Here is a 16,744-nt window from a genome sequence, read left to right as displayed (position 1 = left end):
ATGAGCACGAAGGACGAGAGGACTCCGATGACGGTCAGCTCCGGAGGCGGTCGACTGGTCGTCGACGCCCTGAAGAAGGACTATGAGCTCGACGGCGCCGCCGTCCCCGTGGTCAAGGACGTCACGTTCACGATCGAGCCCGGGACGTTCTACTCGCTCCTCGGCCCGTCGGGATGCGGCAAGACCACCACCCTGCGCTGTGTCGCCGGCCTCGAACGGAGCAACGGCGGCGTCATCTCGCTCGACGGCAACGTGCTGTCGACCGGCACCGCGCACGTGTCGCCCGACAAGCGCGACATCGGCATGGTGTTCCAGAACTACGCGATCTGGCCGCACATGACGGTGTTCGCCAACGCGATCTTCCCGCTGCAGGTCGCGGGTTCGAAGCTTCCGAAGCAGGAGGCGCGCAAGCGGGCGATGGAGGCGCTGGAGCTCGTGCAGCTCGATCATCTCGCGCAGCGCCCGGCCACCGCGCTCTCAGGCGGTCAGCAGCAGCGCCTGGCCCTCGCTCGCGCGTTGGCCCACCGACCGCGTCTGCTGCTGCTCGACGAGCCGCTGTCGAACCTCGACGCCAAGCTGCGCGACACCATGCGCAACGAGCTGCGGAGCCTGCAGCGCACCCTCGGCATCAGTGCCCTCTACGTCACGCACGATCAGTCCGAGGCGCTGTCGATGTCGGATCGGGTGGCCGTGATGAACGGCGGACGCATCGTGCAGGAGGCGTCACCCCGCGAGCTCTACGACCAGCCGGCCGACCGATTCGTGGCGAACTTCGTCGGTCGCGCGAACATGATCCCCGCCGTGGTGATCGATCGTGACGGCGCCGGCGACGCGGTGGTCGAGGCGCTCGGCACCCGGCTGCAGACGCCGGTGCCCGACGGGGTCTCGATCGGCGACGAGGTCACCCTGACATTCCGGCCCGAGACCGTGCGCTGGCATGAGACCGACATCGATCGCCCGAACGTCCTTCCCGTGCGCATCGTGCGGGTGGAGTTCCTCGGCGAGATCGTCGAGTACGAGGCCGAAGTGCTCACCGATGGCGAGCCCGTCGCCACGATCGTCGGACGCGGAGCGCCACTCGCGACACCCCCCGAGGGCGGCAGGGTCTTCCTCGAACTGGTCTCGCACGCCTGCCGCGTGCTGGGCGCCTGATCCACCCCGCACCACACCCGCAATCACACACCTGATGTCAGAGAGGACATTCAGATCATGAAGAGAACACTGGGAGCTGTCGCCATCACGGCGGTCTTCGCGCTCGCCTTGACCGGATGCAACACGTCGACCGATGCCGGCGGCGGTGACAGCGCGCTCGAGGGCGACGCCGCGTCGGCCACCTGCGACGCCGTGGAAGTCGGAGCGATCACCCGCTGCGAGAACTTCTACGACGACTACTGGCCCGAGATCGACAAGCAGCTCGACGCCCTCTACGAAGAGGCGAAGAAGGCCGACGGCGGCACGCTGGTCATCTGGGACTGGTACGAGCTGTCGCCTGACGTGATCGAGCAGTTCAACAAGCGCTTCCCCGACATCAAGGTCGAGACCAGGGGGCTGACGTACAACCTGTCGTCGGCGATCATCTCGGCGAAGGCGACCGGTTCGCGCAACACCGATGTGGTGTCCGGCTCGATCACCTCGATGGCCGCGATGTACGACGAGGGCTTCTGGGAGAAGGTCGACTGGGAGAGCTTCGGCGTTCCGAAGGAGTTCCTGACCATCGGCGCCCCCGAGCTCATGCCCGACAGCATCAACGGCACGCTCATCCAGTACAACACCGACAAGGTGACCGCGGTGCCCGAGACGCTCGACGGGCTGCTCGCCCCCGAATACAAGGACAAGGTGTCGGTCGCCGGCTACAACGCGGTGGTCTTCGCCGGATACGGCATGGCCGAGGGCGAGGACAAGATGGTCTCGCTGATCGACGAGCTCCTGTCATCGGGCAACCTGAAGCTGCTGGAAGACCAGGGTGCTCCGCTGTCGAGCGGTGACGTGCCGATCGCGCTCAACCAGACGCTGTTCAACCCGAACCCGGCGCTGCAGGTCTCACCGTTCGAGCACGCGGGAGTCTGGGCGCAGTTCTCCGGCGTCAACTCCGACGCCAAGAACAAGCCGGGGGCCGCGCTGTGGACCCTGTGGAACGCATTCGACCCCGACTGGATCAAGCTCCGCATGACCGACGAGCGTTTCGCCAGCACCCAGGTGCCGTTCGCCGGTCTGCCCGCCGCGACCTTCGACGAGTCCACCGGACTCATGAAGACGAACTCCGACGCGCTGCTGCTCGGCCTCGAGAACGGCGCCGAGACCGAGACGCAGGCCACTCGTGACGACTGGCAGGCCATGATCAACGCCGCCGACAAGGCGCTGAACGGATAACGATGTTCAAGGCAGGACGGACCACGGGGCGAAAGCGTCCCACCACGATGACGATCGCGATGATCGTCTCGGGCGCGGTCATCTTCATCCTTCTCGCGGTACCGCTGATCGTCCAGGTGATCACCGCGTTCCGTGGTCCGTTCCTGCCCTTCGGCGTCTCGTCGGCCCAGTGGGGTGTCGAGAACTTCGTCACCCTGTGGCAGCTGCGCGAAGACTTCTGGGGCGTGCTCGGCGCGACCGGCGCCTTCGTCGGCGGCTCCACGCTGCTCACACTCCTGATGGCTTTCGGCCTCGCCTGGGTCACGGTGCGCACGGATGCCCCGTGGCGCCGTCTGATCTCGGTGCTGGTGATCGTGCCGTACATCATTCCGCCGATCGTGAAGGCCCAGGCCTACCTGCTGATGCTGTCGCCCGAGTCGGGTGTGCTCAACCAGCTGCTGCGGCTGCTGCCGTTCGCGAGCGACGTGCCGATCGATCCCTATGCGTTCCCGACGATGATCTTCATCCAGGCGCTCACGAACGTCACGTTCCCGTACCTGATGATCGTGCCGATCCTGACGAACATGGACGGCTCGCTGGAGGAGTCGGCGCGGGTCTCGGGGGCCTCCTGGCCGCAGACGCTTCGTCGAGTGACGCTGCCGATGCTGTGGCCGGGGCTCCTCGGGGTGACGGTGCTGACCTTCATCCTCGGCCTCGGCAGTCTCGAGGTGCCGCTGCTGTTCGGCCAGGAGTCGGGACGCGACATCTTCGCCCTCAAGCTCTGGACGCTCATCAGCTCCAACGCGGGCGAACTGCCGCAGTACGGTCTGGCCGCCGCATGGGGGCTGGTGTTCCTCGTGATCACGACCGTCGCGTTCGCGATCTACCTGCGGGCGACACGCAACGCCGAGCGCAGAGCCTCGGTGTCGGGCAAGGGCTTCCGGCCGTCGACCATGCGGATGGGGCCGTGGAAGATCCCGGTCATGCTGCTGGTCGCCGTGTTCATCCTGCTCACCGGCATCCTCCCTCTGCTCGCTCTGCTGTGGGCGGCGATCACGCCCTATCCGGTGGCGTTCTCGATCGACGCGATGCTCGGCAGCACCGACTTCGGCGCCTTCGGCACGGTGCTCGCCGACCCCGAGTTCTGGGTGTCGCTCGGACGCACGGTCATCATCGCGGGCGGCAGCGCCACGATCGCGGTGGTCTTCGCAACGGTGCTCGCCTACGGCATCGCCCGCAGCAAGAAGACCTGGTGGGTGAAGGCCATGGACCTGTTCGCCTCCTCATCGGTCGCGATCCCCGCGACCATCGCCGGCTTCGCGATGTTCCTCACCTTCATGGTGATCAACCCGTACATCCCGATCGCGGGCACGCTGCTCGCGCTCGTGATCGCGTACTCCTACCGGGTGTCGATCGCCTACCGCTCGTCGTACAGCGCGACGCTGCAGATCCGACCCGAGCTGGAGGAGGCGGCGCTCACCAGCGGAGCGAGTCGGTTCGAGGGATTCCGACGCATCATCGCGCCGCTGCTGATGCCGACCGTGATGGCGGTGTGGATCCAGATGTTCATCCTCGGCACCAATGAGTTCACGCTCCCGGCGTTCCTGGCGACCCCGTCGTCGCGGCCACTGTCGATGTACATCTACGCGATGATCAACCCGCGCTCGGCGCAGCTGTATGCGCCGGACCAGGGGGCCGCGATGGCGCTGATCTTCACGCTGATGGTGTTCGCGATCGGCTACGGCCTGCAGTGGGCGCTCTCTCGCCGAGCGATCGGTCGCACACGCAAGGCGGTCTCCGCGGGTCTCCCCGACCTCGCCGCCGCCTCTCCCGCTCCGGCCGATTCCGCGACGGTGACCCTGGCCGTGCAGCGTCACAAGCGCTGACCCCATCCGCCGAGTGCACGGCTTCCTGTCGAGTGCACGGCTTCCTGGCGTGAAGAAGCCGTGCACTCGACGAGATCCCGTGCTCTCGACGGATAACGTGCGTTCGACGGGTAACGTGCTCTTTGTCGTGTGGGGGAGAGGAGAGGGAGCGATGCGTGTACGTGCGCCATCGGCCAAGGCCGGGATCGTCGTCGGGGCCCTGCTCATCCTTCCGATGATCGGGGTCGTTCTCGCCGTGATGGATCTGTTCGCCGGATATGTCTGGTCGCTGCTGGCGGTCATCGCGCTGGTGGTGTTCACCGCGCGGGTGTTCCGTGGTCCCGGAGAGAGCATGGCGCCGCGGCCGTGGTGGCGGATGACGACGACGGCTCTCTCCAGCGCGGTCCTCTCCGTGCTCTTCGCGGTTCAGGCCGTTGTCGGTCTCTTCCGAGCGGGGACCGCCCCGTTCCCGGCCGCTGTCGTTCTGGGCGCGCTGCTGACGCTTGCGGTGGCCGGGGCATATGCGCTCTCCGCGACCCGCCTCGCCCGCGTCGAGCGGCCGCACAAGGGATAGCCCGCCCTCGCTCCCTCGCTCCCACCCTCTCGCTCCCGCTCCCTCGCTCCCACCCTCTCGCTCCCACCCTCTCGCTCCCGCCGAGTGCACGGCTTCCTGTCGAGTGCACGGCTTCCTGTCGAGTGCACGGCTTCCTGGCGTGAACACGCCGTGCGCTCGGCGAGATCCCGTGCATTCGACACCACTCCGAACCTCTCCCTTGACTTTTGGATCCAGTATCCATTCAATAGGAACAGCAGGAGAAGAAAGGGTGAGGAGGCCGCATGCACATCGGGTACGCCGCGATGCTCGAGCAGATCGAGCCCACCGCCGTGATCGAGAACTGCGTCCTCGCCGAGGCGCACGGGTTCCGCGGGATCATGGCCACCGATCACTTCCAGCCCTGGCTTCCCCGCCACCGCAACGCCGCTCATGTGTGGACCATGCTCGGCGCGATCGGCGCGCACACCACCGGCGACCTCGGCCCCGGCGTCACGACCCCCGGCTTCCGCACGCATCCCGCCGTGGTCGCGCAGGCCGCAGCGACGCTGGCGACCCTCTACCCCGACCGGGCCTGGCTCGGCGTCGGATCGGGGGAGGCGCTGAACGAGCACATCGTCGGCGAATACTGGCCCGAACCCGCCGAGCGCATCGACCGCATGTTCGAGGCGGTCGACCTGATCCGCAAGCTCTTCACCGCCTCGCTCGGCGGCCGCGACACCCGTCACCGTGGCGAGCACTTCCGCATGGAATCGACCCGGCTCTGGACGATGCCGCCCACTGCGCCACCGGTCTACGTGGCCACGGCGGGCCCGGCCACCGCTCGCCGCGCCGGCCGGAACGCCGACGGCCTGATCACGACCTCGGCCGAAGTCGAGCGCCTCGCGCCGCTGCTCGCCCGATTCGCCGAGGGGGCACGGGAGGCCGGTCACGATCCCGAGGCCCTCCCGAGGGTGCTCCAGCTGCGGCTCTCGTGGGCGCCGACCGACGAGCAGGCCCTCGCGAACGCACTGACCGAGTGGCCGGTCGCCGGACTCCGGATGCGTCGGGGCGACGTGCGCTCGCCGTACGACTTCGAGCAGCTCGTGCGCGGGGTGACGGCCGACGACATGCGGGCGTCGATGCCCATCTCCTCCGATCCCGACGTGCATCGCGCACAGATCCAGCGGTACGCCGACCTCGGCTTCACGCGCATCTACCTGCACAATGTCGGGCCCGACCAGCGGGAGTTCGTCGAGGTCTTCGGCCGCGACGTGCTGCCGAAGGTGCACGCATGAGCGCCCCCGCGATCACCGTCTTCGCCCCTACCGGCATCGGCGAGGTGCACCCCGGTGATGACCTCGTGGCCCTGATCCTCGCCACCGGCGTCGAGCTCGCCCACGGCGACATCCTCGTCGTCACCTCGAAGATCGTCTCCAAGGCCGAAGGCCGCTACGTACAGGCCGCCGACCGCGAAGAGGCCATCACCGCCGAGACCGTGCGGCTCGTCGCCTCGCGCACCTTCGACGGGCACACCATGCGCATCGTCGAGAACCGGCTCGGCATGGTGGCCGCGGCCGCCGGCGTCGATGCCAGCAACACCCCGGACGGCTGGGTGCTGCTGCTCCCCGAAGACCCCGACCGTTCGGCGCGTGCGCTCGCCGCGGGACTGCGGGCGGCCACGGGCGCGGAGGTGGGCGTGATCCTCAGTGACACCCTCGGCCGTCCCTGGCGCGAAGGGCAGACCGACGTCGCGATCGGCGGCGGGGGCGTGCACATGATCGCCGACCTCCGTGGCACGACCGACCAGGCGGGAAAGGTCCTGAGCGTCACGACCCCGTGTGTCGCGGACGAGCTCGCCGCGGCCGCAGATCTGGTCAAGGGCAAGGCGAGCGGCAACCCGGTCGCCGTGGTGCGCGGCCGCTCCGATCTCGTCGGACCCCTCACCCTGCCCGGGGCCGCGAGCATCGTGCGCGGCGCGGAGCGCGACCTCTTCTGGCTGGGCACCGCCGAAGCACTCGACGAGGGATACCGCGACGGTTACGCCGCTGCGCTCGCGGACCTCGGCACCCACGAACAGCACCTACACGCACAGCAGGAACCCGACACGAAGGATGCGACATGACACTGACCCTCGGATACAAGGCCAGCGCAGAGCAGTTCGACCCGCGGGAGCTGGTCGAGATCTCGGTAGCGGCCGAGGCGCACGGCATGCAGTCCGTGTTCGCGAGCGACCACTTCCAGCCCTGGCGCCACACCGGCGGCCATGCTCCGTTCTCGCTCACCTGGATGGCGGCGGTGGGCGAGCGCACGTCGAGCATCCGCATCGGCACCTCGGTGCTGACCCCGACCTTCCGTTACAACCCTGCCGTGCTCGCGCAGGCGTTCGCGAGCCTGGGCTGCCTGTACCAGGACCGCATCATCCTCGGCGTCGGCTCTGGCGAGGCGCTGAACGAGATCGCGACCGGATTCCGCGGCGCCGGGGAGCAGGAGTGGCCCGAGTTCAAGGAGCGCTATGCGCGGCTGCGCGAATCCGTGCGTCTGATGCGCGCGTTGTGGTCGGGCGACCGGGTGAACTTCGACGGCGAGTACTACTCCACGCACGACGCCTCGATCTACGACCGTCCCGAGGGCGGCATCCCGATCTACATCGCCGCGGGCGGACCGATGGTCGCGCGCTACGCCGGGCGCGCGGGCGACGGCTTCATCTGCACCTCGGGCAAGGGCCAGGAGCTCTACGTCGACCAGCTGCTCCCGGCCGTGAAAGAGGGGCTCGAGCAGTCCGAGCGCTCGTTCGACGACTACGACCGGATGATCGAGATCAAGCTGTCGTACGAGGAGACCCGGGAGGCGGCGTTGGAGAACACCCGCTTCTGGTCGCCGCTGTCGCTCTCGAAGGAGCAGAAGCACGACATCACCGACCCCGTCGAGATGGAGAAGGCCGCCGATGCGCTGCCGCTCGAGACCATCGCCAAGCGCTGGATCGTCGGGAACGACCCGGATGCCGTGGCCGCCGAGATCCAGCAGTACATCGATTGGGGCTTCAACCACCTCGTCTTCCACGCGCCGGGTCACGACCAGCGCCGGTTCCTGCAACTGTTCGAGCGCGACATCGCGCCCCGGCTGCGCGACACCGCCGTACTGCGCGACACCGCCGTACTGCGCGAGACTGCTGCCGAACTGCGCGGGTGAGGCGACGGAGATGATCCGCGGTTCGGGAGTCGGGGTGCCGCTGCCGGGAGTGCCCGCTCGTGAGTGGATCGTGGTGATCCCGGTGAAGCGCGCGGAGATCGGCAAGTCGCGGTTGCGCATCCCCGGCGTCGATCGCGAGCCCCTCGCCCGCGCGATCGCCCTCGACACGGTCGAGGCGGCCACCGCATGCGAGCGCGTCGCCGAGGTCATCGTCGTCACGAGCGACGAGGTCACGGGGACCGCTCTGCGTGTGCTGCCGCGGGTGCGACTGGTGCGCGACCGCAGCGAAGGGCTGACCGCGGCGATCGGGCTCGGCGTGAGCGCGGCCCCCGACATGCGTCCTCGTGCCGTGATGCTCGGGGACCTGCCGGCCCTGCGCCCCGATGAGCTGGCCAGGGCGCTCGCGTTCGCCTCTTCGCACTCCCGGGCGTTCGTGCCGGACGCCGAGGGCACGGGCACCGTGCTCGCCACGGCGCGGGCGGGTTTCGACCTCACTCCGTGTTTCGGGGCGGACTCGGCCTCCGCACATCGCGCGGCCGGCTTCGTCGAGGTCGGGTTTCCCGTCTTGAGTGGTCTGCGACGTGACCTCGATCATGCCGAGCACCTGCGGGCCGCCCGCCGTGCCGGACTGGGCCCGCGCACTGCGGCGCTGGTCGACCGACCGCTGGTGCTCGCCTCATGACCGGCGGCGTCGCCGACACCTCCGATGGCCCGCGCATCGTCGTCCTCGCCGGTGGCGTCGGCGGATCGAAGTTCGTGGTCGGGGTGCGGGAGGCCGCACGGCGACGATGGCCGGATGCCGCGGGAGGAACCCGAGCAGACATCACCGTGATCGTCAACACCGGCGACGACCTGTGGCTCAGCGGCCTGCGGCTGCAGCCCGATGTCGACTCGATGATCTACGCGCTCGCCGGTGTCAACGACACCGCACGCGGATGGGGGAGGGAGGGCGAGAGCGAGAGCGTCGCCACCGAGTTGCAGGCATGGGGAGCCGGCTGGCCGTGGTTCACGTTGGGTGACCTCGACCTCGGTGCCCACATCGCCCGCACGGGCTGGCTCCGCGACGGCGCCTCCGTGACCGAGGTCGTCGATCGCCTCGCCTCCCGATGGCCGCTCGGCATCCGACTGCTGCCCATGACCGATACCGAAGTCGACACCCACGTGTTCACCGCCCGGGGTCGGATGCACTTCCAGGAGTGGTGGACCCGGCATCGTGCGACCCTCCCGGCGCAGCGGTTCGACGCGCCGGGGATCGCGCAGTCCGTGCCCGCACCCGGAGTGGTCGACGCGCTGTCTGCAGCGGACGTCATCCTGTTCGCCCCGTCGAATCCCGTGGTCTCGCTCGGGCCGATCCTCTCGGTCCCCGGCATCGCCGACGCCGTACGTGCCGCCCCCGGAGCCGTGGTCGGGGTGTCGCCGATCATCGCCGGTGCGCCCGTGCGCGGTATGGCCGACGCCTGTCTCGCCGCCATCGGTCTCGCCGCCACCGCCGACGCGGTCGGACACCACTACGGGGCACGCGCAGCCGGCGGACTGTTGGATGCGTGGCTCATCGCCGAGGAGGATGCTTCTCTCGCAGGCGGGCTCGAGGCGGCCGGACTGCGCGCGCCGGTGCATCCGCTGTGGATGCGCGATCTCGACACTGCGACGGCTCTCGCCGCCGAGGCTCTCCACTCGGCTGAGCTCGACGCGCACCAAACGTCATAGTCACAGGTCTCGAAAGACTGGCCGAAAGTTCCCAGTCTTTCGGCGTAATGACCGGGCCCCCACCGCCGTCTCTCCACTGTGAGGGTTGTCCGGCCGAAAGGGGGTCGGGCTGTGCGAGGGGTGAGGGAATCGTGAGTGGTCGAAGTCGAGTGGACCGGCTCTTCGAAGAGTTGGAGGTCGAGTGCGGCGCGAGTATGCAGTGCATCACGGAACGGGCGTCCGCCCTGCTGGGGCTGGACATCGAGGTCGACGTGTTGAACGAGGAGGAGTGGCGGGCCGTTCCGCGGTTCCTGCTCGTCGACGGTGACCGTGCGAGGATTCCGGTCCGCCGCTCCGATCCGCAGTGGTACCGACTGCACGTGGTGATCCACGAGCTCTCGCACCTGCTGTGCGGGCACACGCGATGCGAGAGTCTGCCCATGACCTTCGACCAGCTGCGGAAGCCCGCGCAGGTATGCGCGCTCGTCGGGGTGGGAGGGGGTGCCGGCTCCGTGGCGCTCGACGACTGCCAGGAGCAGGTGGCGCTGGAGGCCGAGGCGGAAGCGCTCGCGCACCGCTTGGGCTCGTTCGTCCTCGCTCCGCAGTTCGCATCCGCCGAGCTCGTCTGAATCCCGATCGTCCGAACCGGTCAGCGCGTGAGGGCGGGAGCCGCATCGAACACGATCAGCGGACGATCGCTGCCCGGCCGGAGGAGCACCTCGGCGTCGACCTGCCAGACGCGCGCGATGAGCTCCCGCGTCAGCACCTCCTGTGGGGAACCCGCCGCCTGCACGTGACCGTCGGCGATCACGACGACGCGATCGGCGAATGCCGCCGCGTGATTGAGATCGTGCAGAGCAGCCAGCACGGTCATGCCGTCGCGCGCGAGGGACGCGAGGAGGGCGAGTGCGTCCAGCTGCGCGCGGATGTCGAGGTGGTTCGTCGGCTCATCGCACAACAGCAGCGCCGGTCGCTGAGCGAGGGCCCTCGCGAGGTTCACCCGTTGGCGTTCGCCGCCGGACAGGGTCGCGGCATCGCGCTCCGCGAACTCGAGCGCCCCCGCGCGGACGAGAGCCGCATCGGTGGCGACGGCATCCGTCTGCGCCCCCTCGAACGACAGCCACCCGCGGTGGGGAAGCAGTCCGAGCCCGACGATGTCGCGCCCGGTCATCCCCTCGGCGGTCGACCACTCCTGCTCGACCAGGGCGACGCGCTGTGCGCGCTCCCGCCGCCGCATCGAGGGCAGCGATGCGCCGTCGAGCGCGAGGGTCTCGACCTCGCCCCGCAGGGTTCCGGCGATCAGCCGCAGCAGCGTGCTCTTGCCCGAGCCGTTGGGGCCGAGGAGAGCGGTCACCGAACCTCCGGGGGCGGTGATGTGCATGTCGTCGCAGAGGATCCGACCCCCGTGCGCGAATCGGATGCGTCGGGCATCGAGGCCGTCCTCACGCACTCCGGTCATGCGCGGCTCTTCCGCATACGCAGCATCAGCAGCGCGAACACGGGGCCGCCGATCAAAGCGGTGACGATCCCGACCGGGAGCTCGCGTGGCTCGAACACGGTGCGGGCGATGGTGTCGGCCCAGATGAGGAACACGGCGCCCGCGAGGAACGAGACCGGCAGCAGCGCGCGATGCCGGGCGCCGACGACCGCCCGAACCGCGTGCGGCAGGATCAGTCCGACGAAGCCGATCGACCCGCTCACCGCCACGAGCGCTCCGGTCAGCAGCGCCGTGCACACGAAGAGCAGCACGCGCAGCCGGGTCACCGGGATGCCGAGTGCCTCGGCCGCGGTGTCACCCAGTACGAGGGTGTCCAGTGGCCGGGCTGCAGCCAGCAGGGGGACGGCGCAGACCGCCACGGCGACCCCGGCGAGGGCGGCGTCCGCCCAGTCGGCACCTCCGAGGGAGCCGAGCAGCCAGCTGAGGATCTCACGGTAGCTGTCGTTCGTCGCGCTCCAGAAGATCACGAGGCTGGTCAGTGCCGCGAGCACGGCCGACACGGCGAGACCGGCGAGGACCACGGCGGTGGCTCCTGCGGAACCGGCCGCGCGCGCGAGGCCCAACGTGAGTGTCAGGGCGAGCAGCGCACCCGCGAACGCCGCGAACGGCAGTGCCACCGCCGCACCGAGCACGATGACGATCACCGCGCCGGTCGAGGCGCCGGAGGACAGACCGAGCAGGTAGGGATCGGCGAGCGGGTTGCGGGTGAGGGCCTGCATCACGGCACCGCACAGGGCCAGGCCGCCTCCGACCGCCGCGGCCGTGAGAACGCGGGGTACTCGCCCCTCCCAGATGATCGCGTCGCGGAGCGGGGTGAGGCCTGTGGCCGCGCCGGTCAGGTGCGACCACACGCTCGCCGCGAGCTCGGCCGGGGCGACGTCGGCCGGCCCGATCGCGACCGCGGTGACCACCGATCCCGCCAGGGCGAGCAGCAGCACCGTGATCGCCGAGACGGTACGTCCCCGGGGGTGGGGGGCGGATGCCGCCGTGACAGGGAGCGCCGTGCGCAGCGGAACCGTGACGCTCACTGCTCTCCGAGCTGCGTCACGATCGATTCCACGGCCGTCACGTTGCGGATGCCCGCCTCGGTCGCCGGGAAGTCGACTAGCACGTACCGCTCGTTCCGCACCGCGTCGAGCTGTGCGGTGACCGGGTTCGAGGTGAGCAGCGCGATCTTCGACGCGGCGGTGTTCCAGGCGGCGTCCACCAGCACGATCACGTCGGGGTCGGCCTCGGCGATCAGCTCCCACGAGCTCGACGTCCAGGTGTCGTGCACGTCGGCGAAGACGTTCTCGAGCCCGGCGGCCGACATGATCATCTCCGGCGCGCCGATGCCGGCGCCCACGAAGGGCTGGTCGGTGCCGGACGAGTACCAGAGCGCCGTGAGGCCACGGTCGTCGGGGGTGATCGCGTCGAGCTCTGCGCGCTGCTCGGCGATCAGCGCGCTCGCCGCCTCCGTCTCGCCGAGCAGTTGGCCGGCCTCCGCGAAGCCATCGAAGACCGTGTCGAACGTGAGCGGGTCGGGCATGTAGGCCGGAGCCTTGCAGGCCGCGGGGGCGACGTAGGTGGTGATGCCGAGATTCTGCAGGTCGGCTCGCTCACCGGCGCCGTCGACCGAGAAGTTCGACTCCCATCCGGCGAACACCAGGTCGGGCTCGAGGTCGAGCACGGCCTCCTTCGACGGCACCTTGTCGGAGACGACCGGGATGTCCTCGGCATCCGCCGCGAGATCGTCAGGCAGCGGGCCGTCGGAGAAGGCGGAGCCGATGATCCGATCCCCGGCGCCGAGGGCCAGCGCGAGTTCGAGAGTCGACGACTTCACGGTGAGGATGCGCTGCGGCGTGGCGCCGAGCGAGACCTCGGTGCCGCAGTTGTCGAGCACGATCGGCTCGGTGCTGGGGGTTTCGGCGTCGGGCGCTTCGGCCGATGACGCCGGCGCGCCGGCGCAGCCGCTGAGTCCGGCGGCGACGAGCAGGGCGAGGGCGGGGAGGGCGCCGAGGGCGCGGGCGGTGGCAGGCATGGTTCTCCGGGAGACGAGGACGGGAAGGGCGCAAGAGAGAGCACGTTCGCAGTCCAGGTCGGGACCACCGGCGTCGGCCAATCGGGTCGACGCGATGGGGTCATGGTAGCGCGGATACTGGATCCAAATCAATACTGGATTCTGGATCCAAAATGGATAAGGATGGGAAACGCCCCACCGCAGCGGCGCAGATCGCCGATCGCGACGCCGCGTTCAGCCGAGAGGAACCCATGCAGACCACACCCGTCTCGTACTTCAGCGAGGGTCAGCGCATCTCCGCCGTGTGGCGCACCCCCGATCACGCGGGGCCGTACCGCGCGATCGTGCAGGGGCCCGGTTGGCTCGGACTGAAGGACGCCAAACTCTACGTCCGCTACCACGAGGCCCTGGTCGAGGCCGGCTTCGCCGTGCTCGTGATCGACTACCGCGGCTTCGGCGACTCCGAAGGCGACCGCGGATACCTCTCGCCGGCCTGGCAGCTGCAGGACCTGGTGAACGCCGTGACCTACCTGACCACCCGCGACGACGTGATCGCCGACGCGATCGGGGTCTTCGGCACCGGCGGCACCGGAGGCGGCAACGCCGTGCTCCTCGCCGACGCCGACCCGCGCATCAAGGCCGCGGTCAGCCAGGTGCCGGTCGCCGACGGCGAGGACTGGCTGCACCGCATGCGCAGCGAGTACGAGTGGCTCGACTTCCAGAAGTCCCTCGAAGAGGACCGCCGCCTGCGCGTCGCCACGGGGGAGGGGCGGATCGTGCACCCCCGTGAGGAGATCATGATCCCCACGGCCGAGCGTCGGGCGACGAAGATCAAGGCCGACGTCGACGACCGCATCCCGACAGCCGTGCCGCTCGCGTGTGCCGAGGGCATCATCGCGTACCGGCCGATCGACGCGGCCGGCCGCCTGACCACACCGCTGCTCGTGATCGGCGTCGAAGGCGACGCCACCACCCCGACCGACCACGCCGAGGCGCTGTACGAGGCGGCACGTGGACCGAAGCAGCTCATCATGCAGCGGCACACCACCCACTACGCCGCCTACGACGCGTACTGGGAGCAGACCACCCCGGTGATCGTGGGCTGGTTCGACCGGTACGTGCGCCCGGCGCACCTCATCCACCGGTCTTCGCCGTCGCCCGCGATCGGCGAATCCATCACCACCGAAACCGTGCAGACACAGTCCGACAGCAAAGAGGAGGTCGCGCGATGAGCGTGGATCTGAAGATCACCGGCGGCACCGTCGTCACCCCCGCAGGGCCGGTCCTGGCCGACCTGCTCGTCGCCGACGGCAAGGTCGCGGGCATGGTCGCGGCCGGTACCGACGTCGTGGCTGTGCGCACGATCGACGCCGCGGGCAAGCTCGTGCTTCCCGGCATGGTCGACGTGCACGTGCACACCCGCGAACCCGGCTACGAGCACAAGGACGACATCTACACGACGAGCCTGCAGGCCGCGGCCGGTGGCGTCACCACGATGTTCGGGATGCCCAACCTCAAGCCGCCGACCACCGACGTCGCCACGTTGACCGACGTGTTCCACCGGTATGAGGAGTCGTCGATCGTCGACTGGAACCACAACCCCGCGCCGACGAAGTTCGATGAGATCGCCGGCATGAGCGAGATGGGCATCCGGGCGTACAAGATCTACATGGTCGTCGACACGGGCCGCGACTACCCGCACCCCTCCGGCACCGGCATCCACAACCACGGCCACCTGCTCGAGATCATGGATCACATCGCCCAGACCGGCAAGCGCTTCATCGTGCACCCGCACGACCAGGCGCTCATGGATTACATCGAGGGCGCCTACCTCGCCCGCGGTGAGAATACCCCCGAGGGCTACGCCTCCGCCTACGCCGCGCGCGAGGGTGTGATCTGGGACACGGCCATCGACGTCGTGCTGCGTCTCGCCGGGGCCTCCGGCTGTCCCGTGCACATCGCGCACATCCAGACCCGACGCTCGATCGAGGCCGTTCGGCGCGCCAAGCAGAACGGCATCGACGTGACCTGCGAGGTCAACCACTGGGCGCCGTTCCTGTCGACCTGGAACGACGTCGAGACCCTCGGCCCGTACGCGCTCAGCTACTGGGTGCCCGACGACAACCGCGCGGCGGTCTGGGAGGGCATGCGCGACGGCACGATCGACATCGCCGCCAGCGACCACGCCCCGCACACGCGCGAGGAGAAGGAGGTCGGGTGGACGCAGATGTGGAGTTCGCACACCGGCACCCCCGGCATCCAGTACTACTACGAGCTCATGCTCGACGCCGTGAATAAGGGCGAGCTCGATCTGCAGCGCGCGATCGACATGGTCGCCCACATCCCCGCCGCCAAGTTCGGCCTGGAGGGTGTGAAGGGGTCTCTCACGATCGGGGCGGATGCCGACATCGTCATCGCCGACCTGGCCGAGGAGTGGACCATCACGAACGACGGCGTGCTGTCGAAGATCGGCTGGACCCCCTACGACGGGCGCACCATCAGCGCCCGCATCCAGCGCACGCTCGTGCGCGGTGTCGACGTCTACGTCGGCGACGAGGTCGTCGGCGACCGCACATTCGGAAAGCTCGCCGCATCGGCGGAAGACAGGGCGGCGTTCGCCGCTGGAGAGGAACTGACATGAAATTCGGACTGCTGCTGCCGCACTTCGGCGAGGAGGCGAGCAAGGAGAAGCTCCTGGAGGGATCGAAGCTCGCCGAGAGCTTCGGATTCGACTCCGTCTGGGTGCGCGATCACCTGGTGTTCGAGCCGCACGGCGAGATGGAGAAGCCGAACCGCACGTTCTACGACGCGCTGACGACTCTCACTGCCATCGGTGCCGTCACCGACAAGATCGAGCTCGGCACCGGATCGCTCATCCCGTTCCGGCACCCGCTCGTCACCGCTCTCATGGCCGGCACGATGACCCAGCTGCTCGGCCCGCGCCTGATCCTCGGCTTCGGCGCCGGAACGTTCGATCACGAGTTCGACGCGATCGGCTGGGGCGACCTCGACCGCGTCGAGATGGTGCGCTCGAACGCCGAGATCCTGCGCCGTGTCTTCACCGAGAACGACGTCACCTACGACGACGGCATCTTCACATTCGAGAACGTCACGATCGAGCCGAAGCCCGTGGGCGGGCGCATCCCGTTCTGGTACTGCGGCGCGACCCCGCGCTCGGCCCGTCTCGCGGCGGAGTTCGCCGACGGATGGATGCCCGGACGCACGGGCCTGCTCACCATGGAGAAGCGCATCAAGACCATGCGCGAGATGACGGACGAGAACGGCCGCCCGATGCCGACCATCGCCGTCATCCCGCCCACGTCGATCGAGGACACCCGCGAAGAGGCGCTCAAGCACGTGAACATCCCGGGCCTTCTCGCCTGGGCGAACAAGGCCAAGTTCGCGGTGAAGCCGCCGTCCGGCAGCTTCGAGACCGTCGAAGACCTCGAAGGACAGCTCATCGTCGGCAGCCCCGACGAGGCGGTCGAGCAGATCAAGCGGTTCGAGGAGGTCGGCACCGAGCACCTGGTGTTCGACTTCCGCTTCAAGTTCGATCGGTTCTTCGAGCAGATCGAACTCCTCGGCACCGAGGTGCTTCCGAAGCTGCGATAAGCCGCGCACCG

The 16,744-nt window shown here is 69.0% G+C and carries 16 protein-coding genes; 13 read left to right on the top strand and 3 right to left on the bottom strand.

Features of this window, described 5'->3' with window-relative positions; genetic code table 11:
- The 10 genes from MST3598_RS17675 to MST3598_RS17630 all read left to right on the top strand — a co-directional run bounded on the left by MST3598_RS17675 (window position 1) and on the right by MST3598_RS17630 (window position 10,253).
- Window positions 1-1,152 (top strand): ABC transporter ATP-binding protein, encoded by a 1,152-nt coding sequence (locus MST3598_RS17675; RefSeq protein WP_051671247.1) that lies wholly within the window; start codon window positions 1-3, stop codon window positions 1,150-1,152.
- A 57-nt stretch (window positions 1,153-1,209) separates the two neighbouring features.
- The gene (locus tag MST3598_RS17670; protein ID WP_029260760.1) at window positions 1,210-2,370 is read left to right on the top strand and encodes an ABC transporter substrate-binding protein; all 1,161 of its coding nucleotides are present in this window, start codon (window positions 1,210-1,212) and stop codon (window positions 2,368-2,370) included.
- 47 nt (window positions 2,371-2,417) lie between these two features.
- On the top strand, window positions 2,418-4,235 hold the full coding sequence (locus MST3598_RS17665) for an ABC transporter permease (RefSeq protein WP_168436355.1): 1,818 nt from the start codon (window positions 2,418-2,420) through the stop codon (window positions 4,233-4,235).
- A 151-nt stretch (window positions 4,236-4,386) separates the two neighbouring features.
- On the top strand, window positions 4,387-4,788 hold the full coding sequence (locus tag MST3598_RS17660; protein WP_029260759.1) for a hypothetical protein: 402 nt from the start codon (window positions 4,387-4,389) through the stop codon (window positions 4,786-4,788).
- 263 nt (window positions 4,789-5,051) lie between these two features.
- Complete coding sequence (locus MST3598_RS17655; protein WP_029260758.1) at window positions 5,052-6,044, top strand: TIGR03557 family F420-dependent LLM class oxidoreductase; 993 nt, start codon at window positions 5,052-5,054, stop codon at window positions 6,042-6,044.
- A complete protein-coding gene (gene cofE, locus MST3598_RS17650; protein WP_081860218.1) occupies window positions 6,041-6,871 on the top strand; it encodes a coenzyme F420-0:L-glutamate ligase in 831 nt (276 codons plus the stop codon). Before MST3598_RS17655 ends, cofE begins: the two co-directional genes overlap by 4 nt.
- A complete protein-coding gene (gene fgd / locus MST3598_RS17645; protein WP_051671246.1) occupies window positions 6,868-7,938 on the top strand; it encodes a glucose-6-phosphate dehydrogenase (coenzyme-F420) in 1,071 nt (356 codons plus the stop codon). Before cofE ends, fgd begins: the two co-directional genes overlap by 4 nt.
- A gap of 10 nt (window positions 7,939-7,948) precedes the next feature.
- A complete protein-coding gene (cofC, locus tag MST3598_RS17640) occupies window positions 7,949-8,620 on the top strand; it encodes a 2-phospho-L-lactate guanylyltransferase (protein WP_051671245.1) in 672 nt (223 codons plus the stop codon).
- On the top strand, window positions 8,617-9,645 hold the full coding sequence (gene cofD / locus MST3598_RS17635) for a 2-phospho-L-lactate transferase (protein ID WP_051671244.1): 1,029 nt from the start codon (window positions 8,617-8,619) through the stop codon (window positions 9,643-9,645). The genes cofC and cofD overlap by 4 nt, the downstream gene beginning before the upstream one ends.
- A 194-nt stretch (window positions 9,646-9,839) precedes the next feature.
- Window positions 9,840-10,253 carry a hypothetical protein gene (locus MST3598_RS17630; RefSeq protein WP_136025495.1) on the top strand — a complete coding sequence of 138 codons (414 nt, stop codon included), beginning with the start codon at window positions 9,840-9,842 and terminating at the stop codon, window positions 10,251-10,253.
- Between the two features lie 20 nt (window positions 10,254-10,273).
- Here MST3598_RS17630 and MST3598_RS17625 read toward each other — a convergent pair whose 3' ends face one another.
- The 3 genes from MST3598_RS17625 to MST3598_RS17615 are packed head-to-tail and all read right to left on the bottom strand — an operon-like array spanning window position 10,274 to window position 13,142.
- On the bottom strand, window positions 10,274-11,083 hold the full coding sequence (locus tag MST3598_RS17625; protein ID WP_036271971.1) for an ABC transporter ATP-binding protein: 810 nt from the start codon (window positions 11,081-11,083) through the stop codon (window positions 10,274-10,276).
- Entirely contained in the window at window positions 11,080-12,150 is a 1,071-nt protein-coding gene (locus tag MST3598_RS17620; protein ID WP_197024866.1) for a putative F420-0 ABC transporter permease subunit, read from the bottom strand. The genes MST3598_RS17625 and MST3598_RS17620 overlap by 4 nt, the downstream gene beginning before the upstream one ends.
- Window positions 12,147-13,142, bottom strand: a complete 996-nt coding sequence (locus MST3598_RS17615; protein WP_021201481.1) for a putative F420-0 ABC transporter substrate-binding protein — start codon at window positions 13,140-13,142, stop codon at window positions 12,147-12,149. The genes MST3598_RS17620 and MST3598_RS17615 overlap by 4 nt, the downstream gene beginning before the upstream one ends.
- Window positions 13,143-13,294: 152 nt before the next feature.
- On the opposite strand from MST3598_RS17615, the gene MST3598_RS17610 reads away from it, so the two are divergent.
- Genes MST3598_RS17610 through MST3598_RS17600 form a run of 3 tightly spaced genes read left to right on the top strand, consistent with a single transcriptional unit; the run spans window position 13,295 to window position 16,733 of the window.
- Entirely contained in the window at window positions 13,295-14,353 is a 1,059-nt protein-coding gene (locus tag MST3598_RS17610; protein ID WP_197703112.1) for an alpha/beta hydrolase, read from the top strand.
- On the top strand, window positions 14,350-15,762 hold the full coding sequence (locus MST3598_RS17605; protein WP_029260750.1) for a dihydroorotase: 1,413 nt from the start codon (window positions 14,350-14,352) through the stop codon (window positions 15,760-15,762). Before MST3598_RS17610 ends, MST3598_RS17605 begins: the two co-directional genes overlap by 4 nt.
- Window positions 15,759-16,733, top strand: a complete 975-nt coding sequence (locus tag MST3598_RS17600) for an LLM class flavin-dependent oxidoreductase (protein WP_021201484.1) — start codon at window positions 15,759-15,761, stop codon at window positions 16,731-16,733. The genes MST3598_RS17605 and MST3598_RS17600 overlap by 4 nt, the downstream gene beginning before the upstream one ends.
- Window positions 16,734-16,744 lie beyond the last annotated feature (11 nt).

The sequence above is a fragment of the Microbacterium sp. TPU 3598 genome (assembly GCF_002356155.1).
Classification (GTDB): Bacteria; Actinomycetota; Actinomycetes; order Actinomycetales; family Microbacteriaceae; genus Microbacterium; species Microbacterium maritypicum_A.
This window is presented reverse-complemented; position numbering and strand designations above follow the sequence as displayed.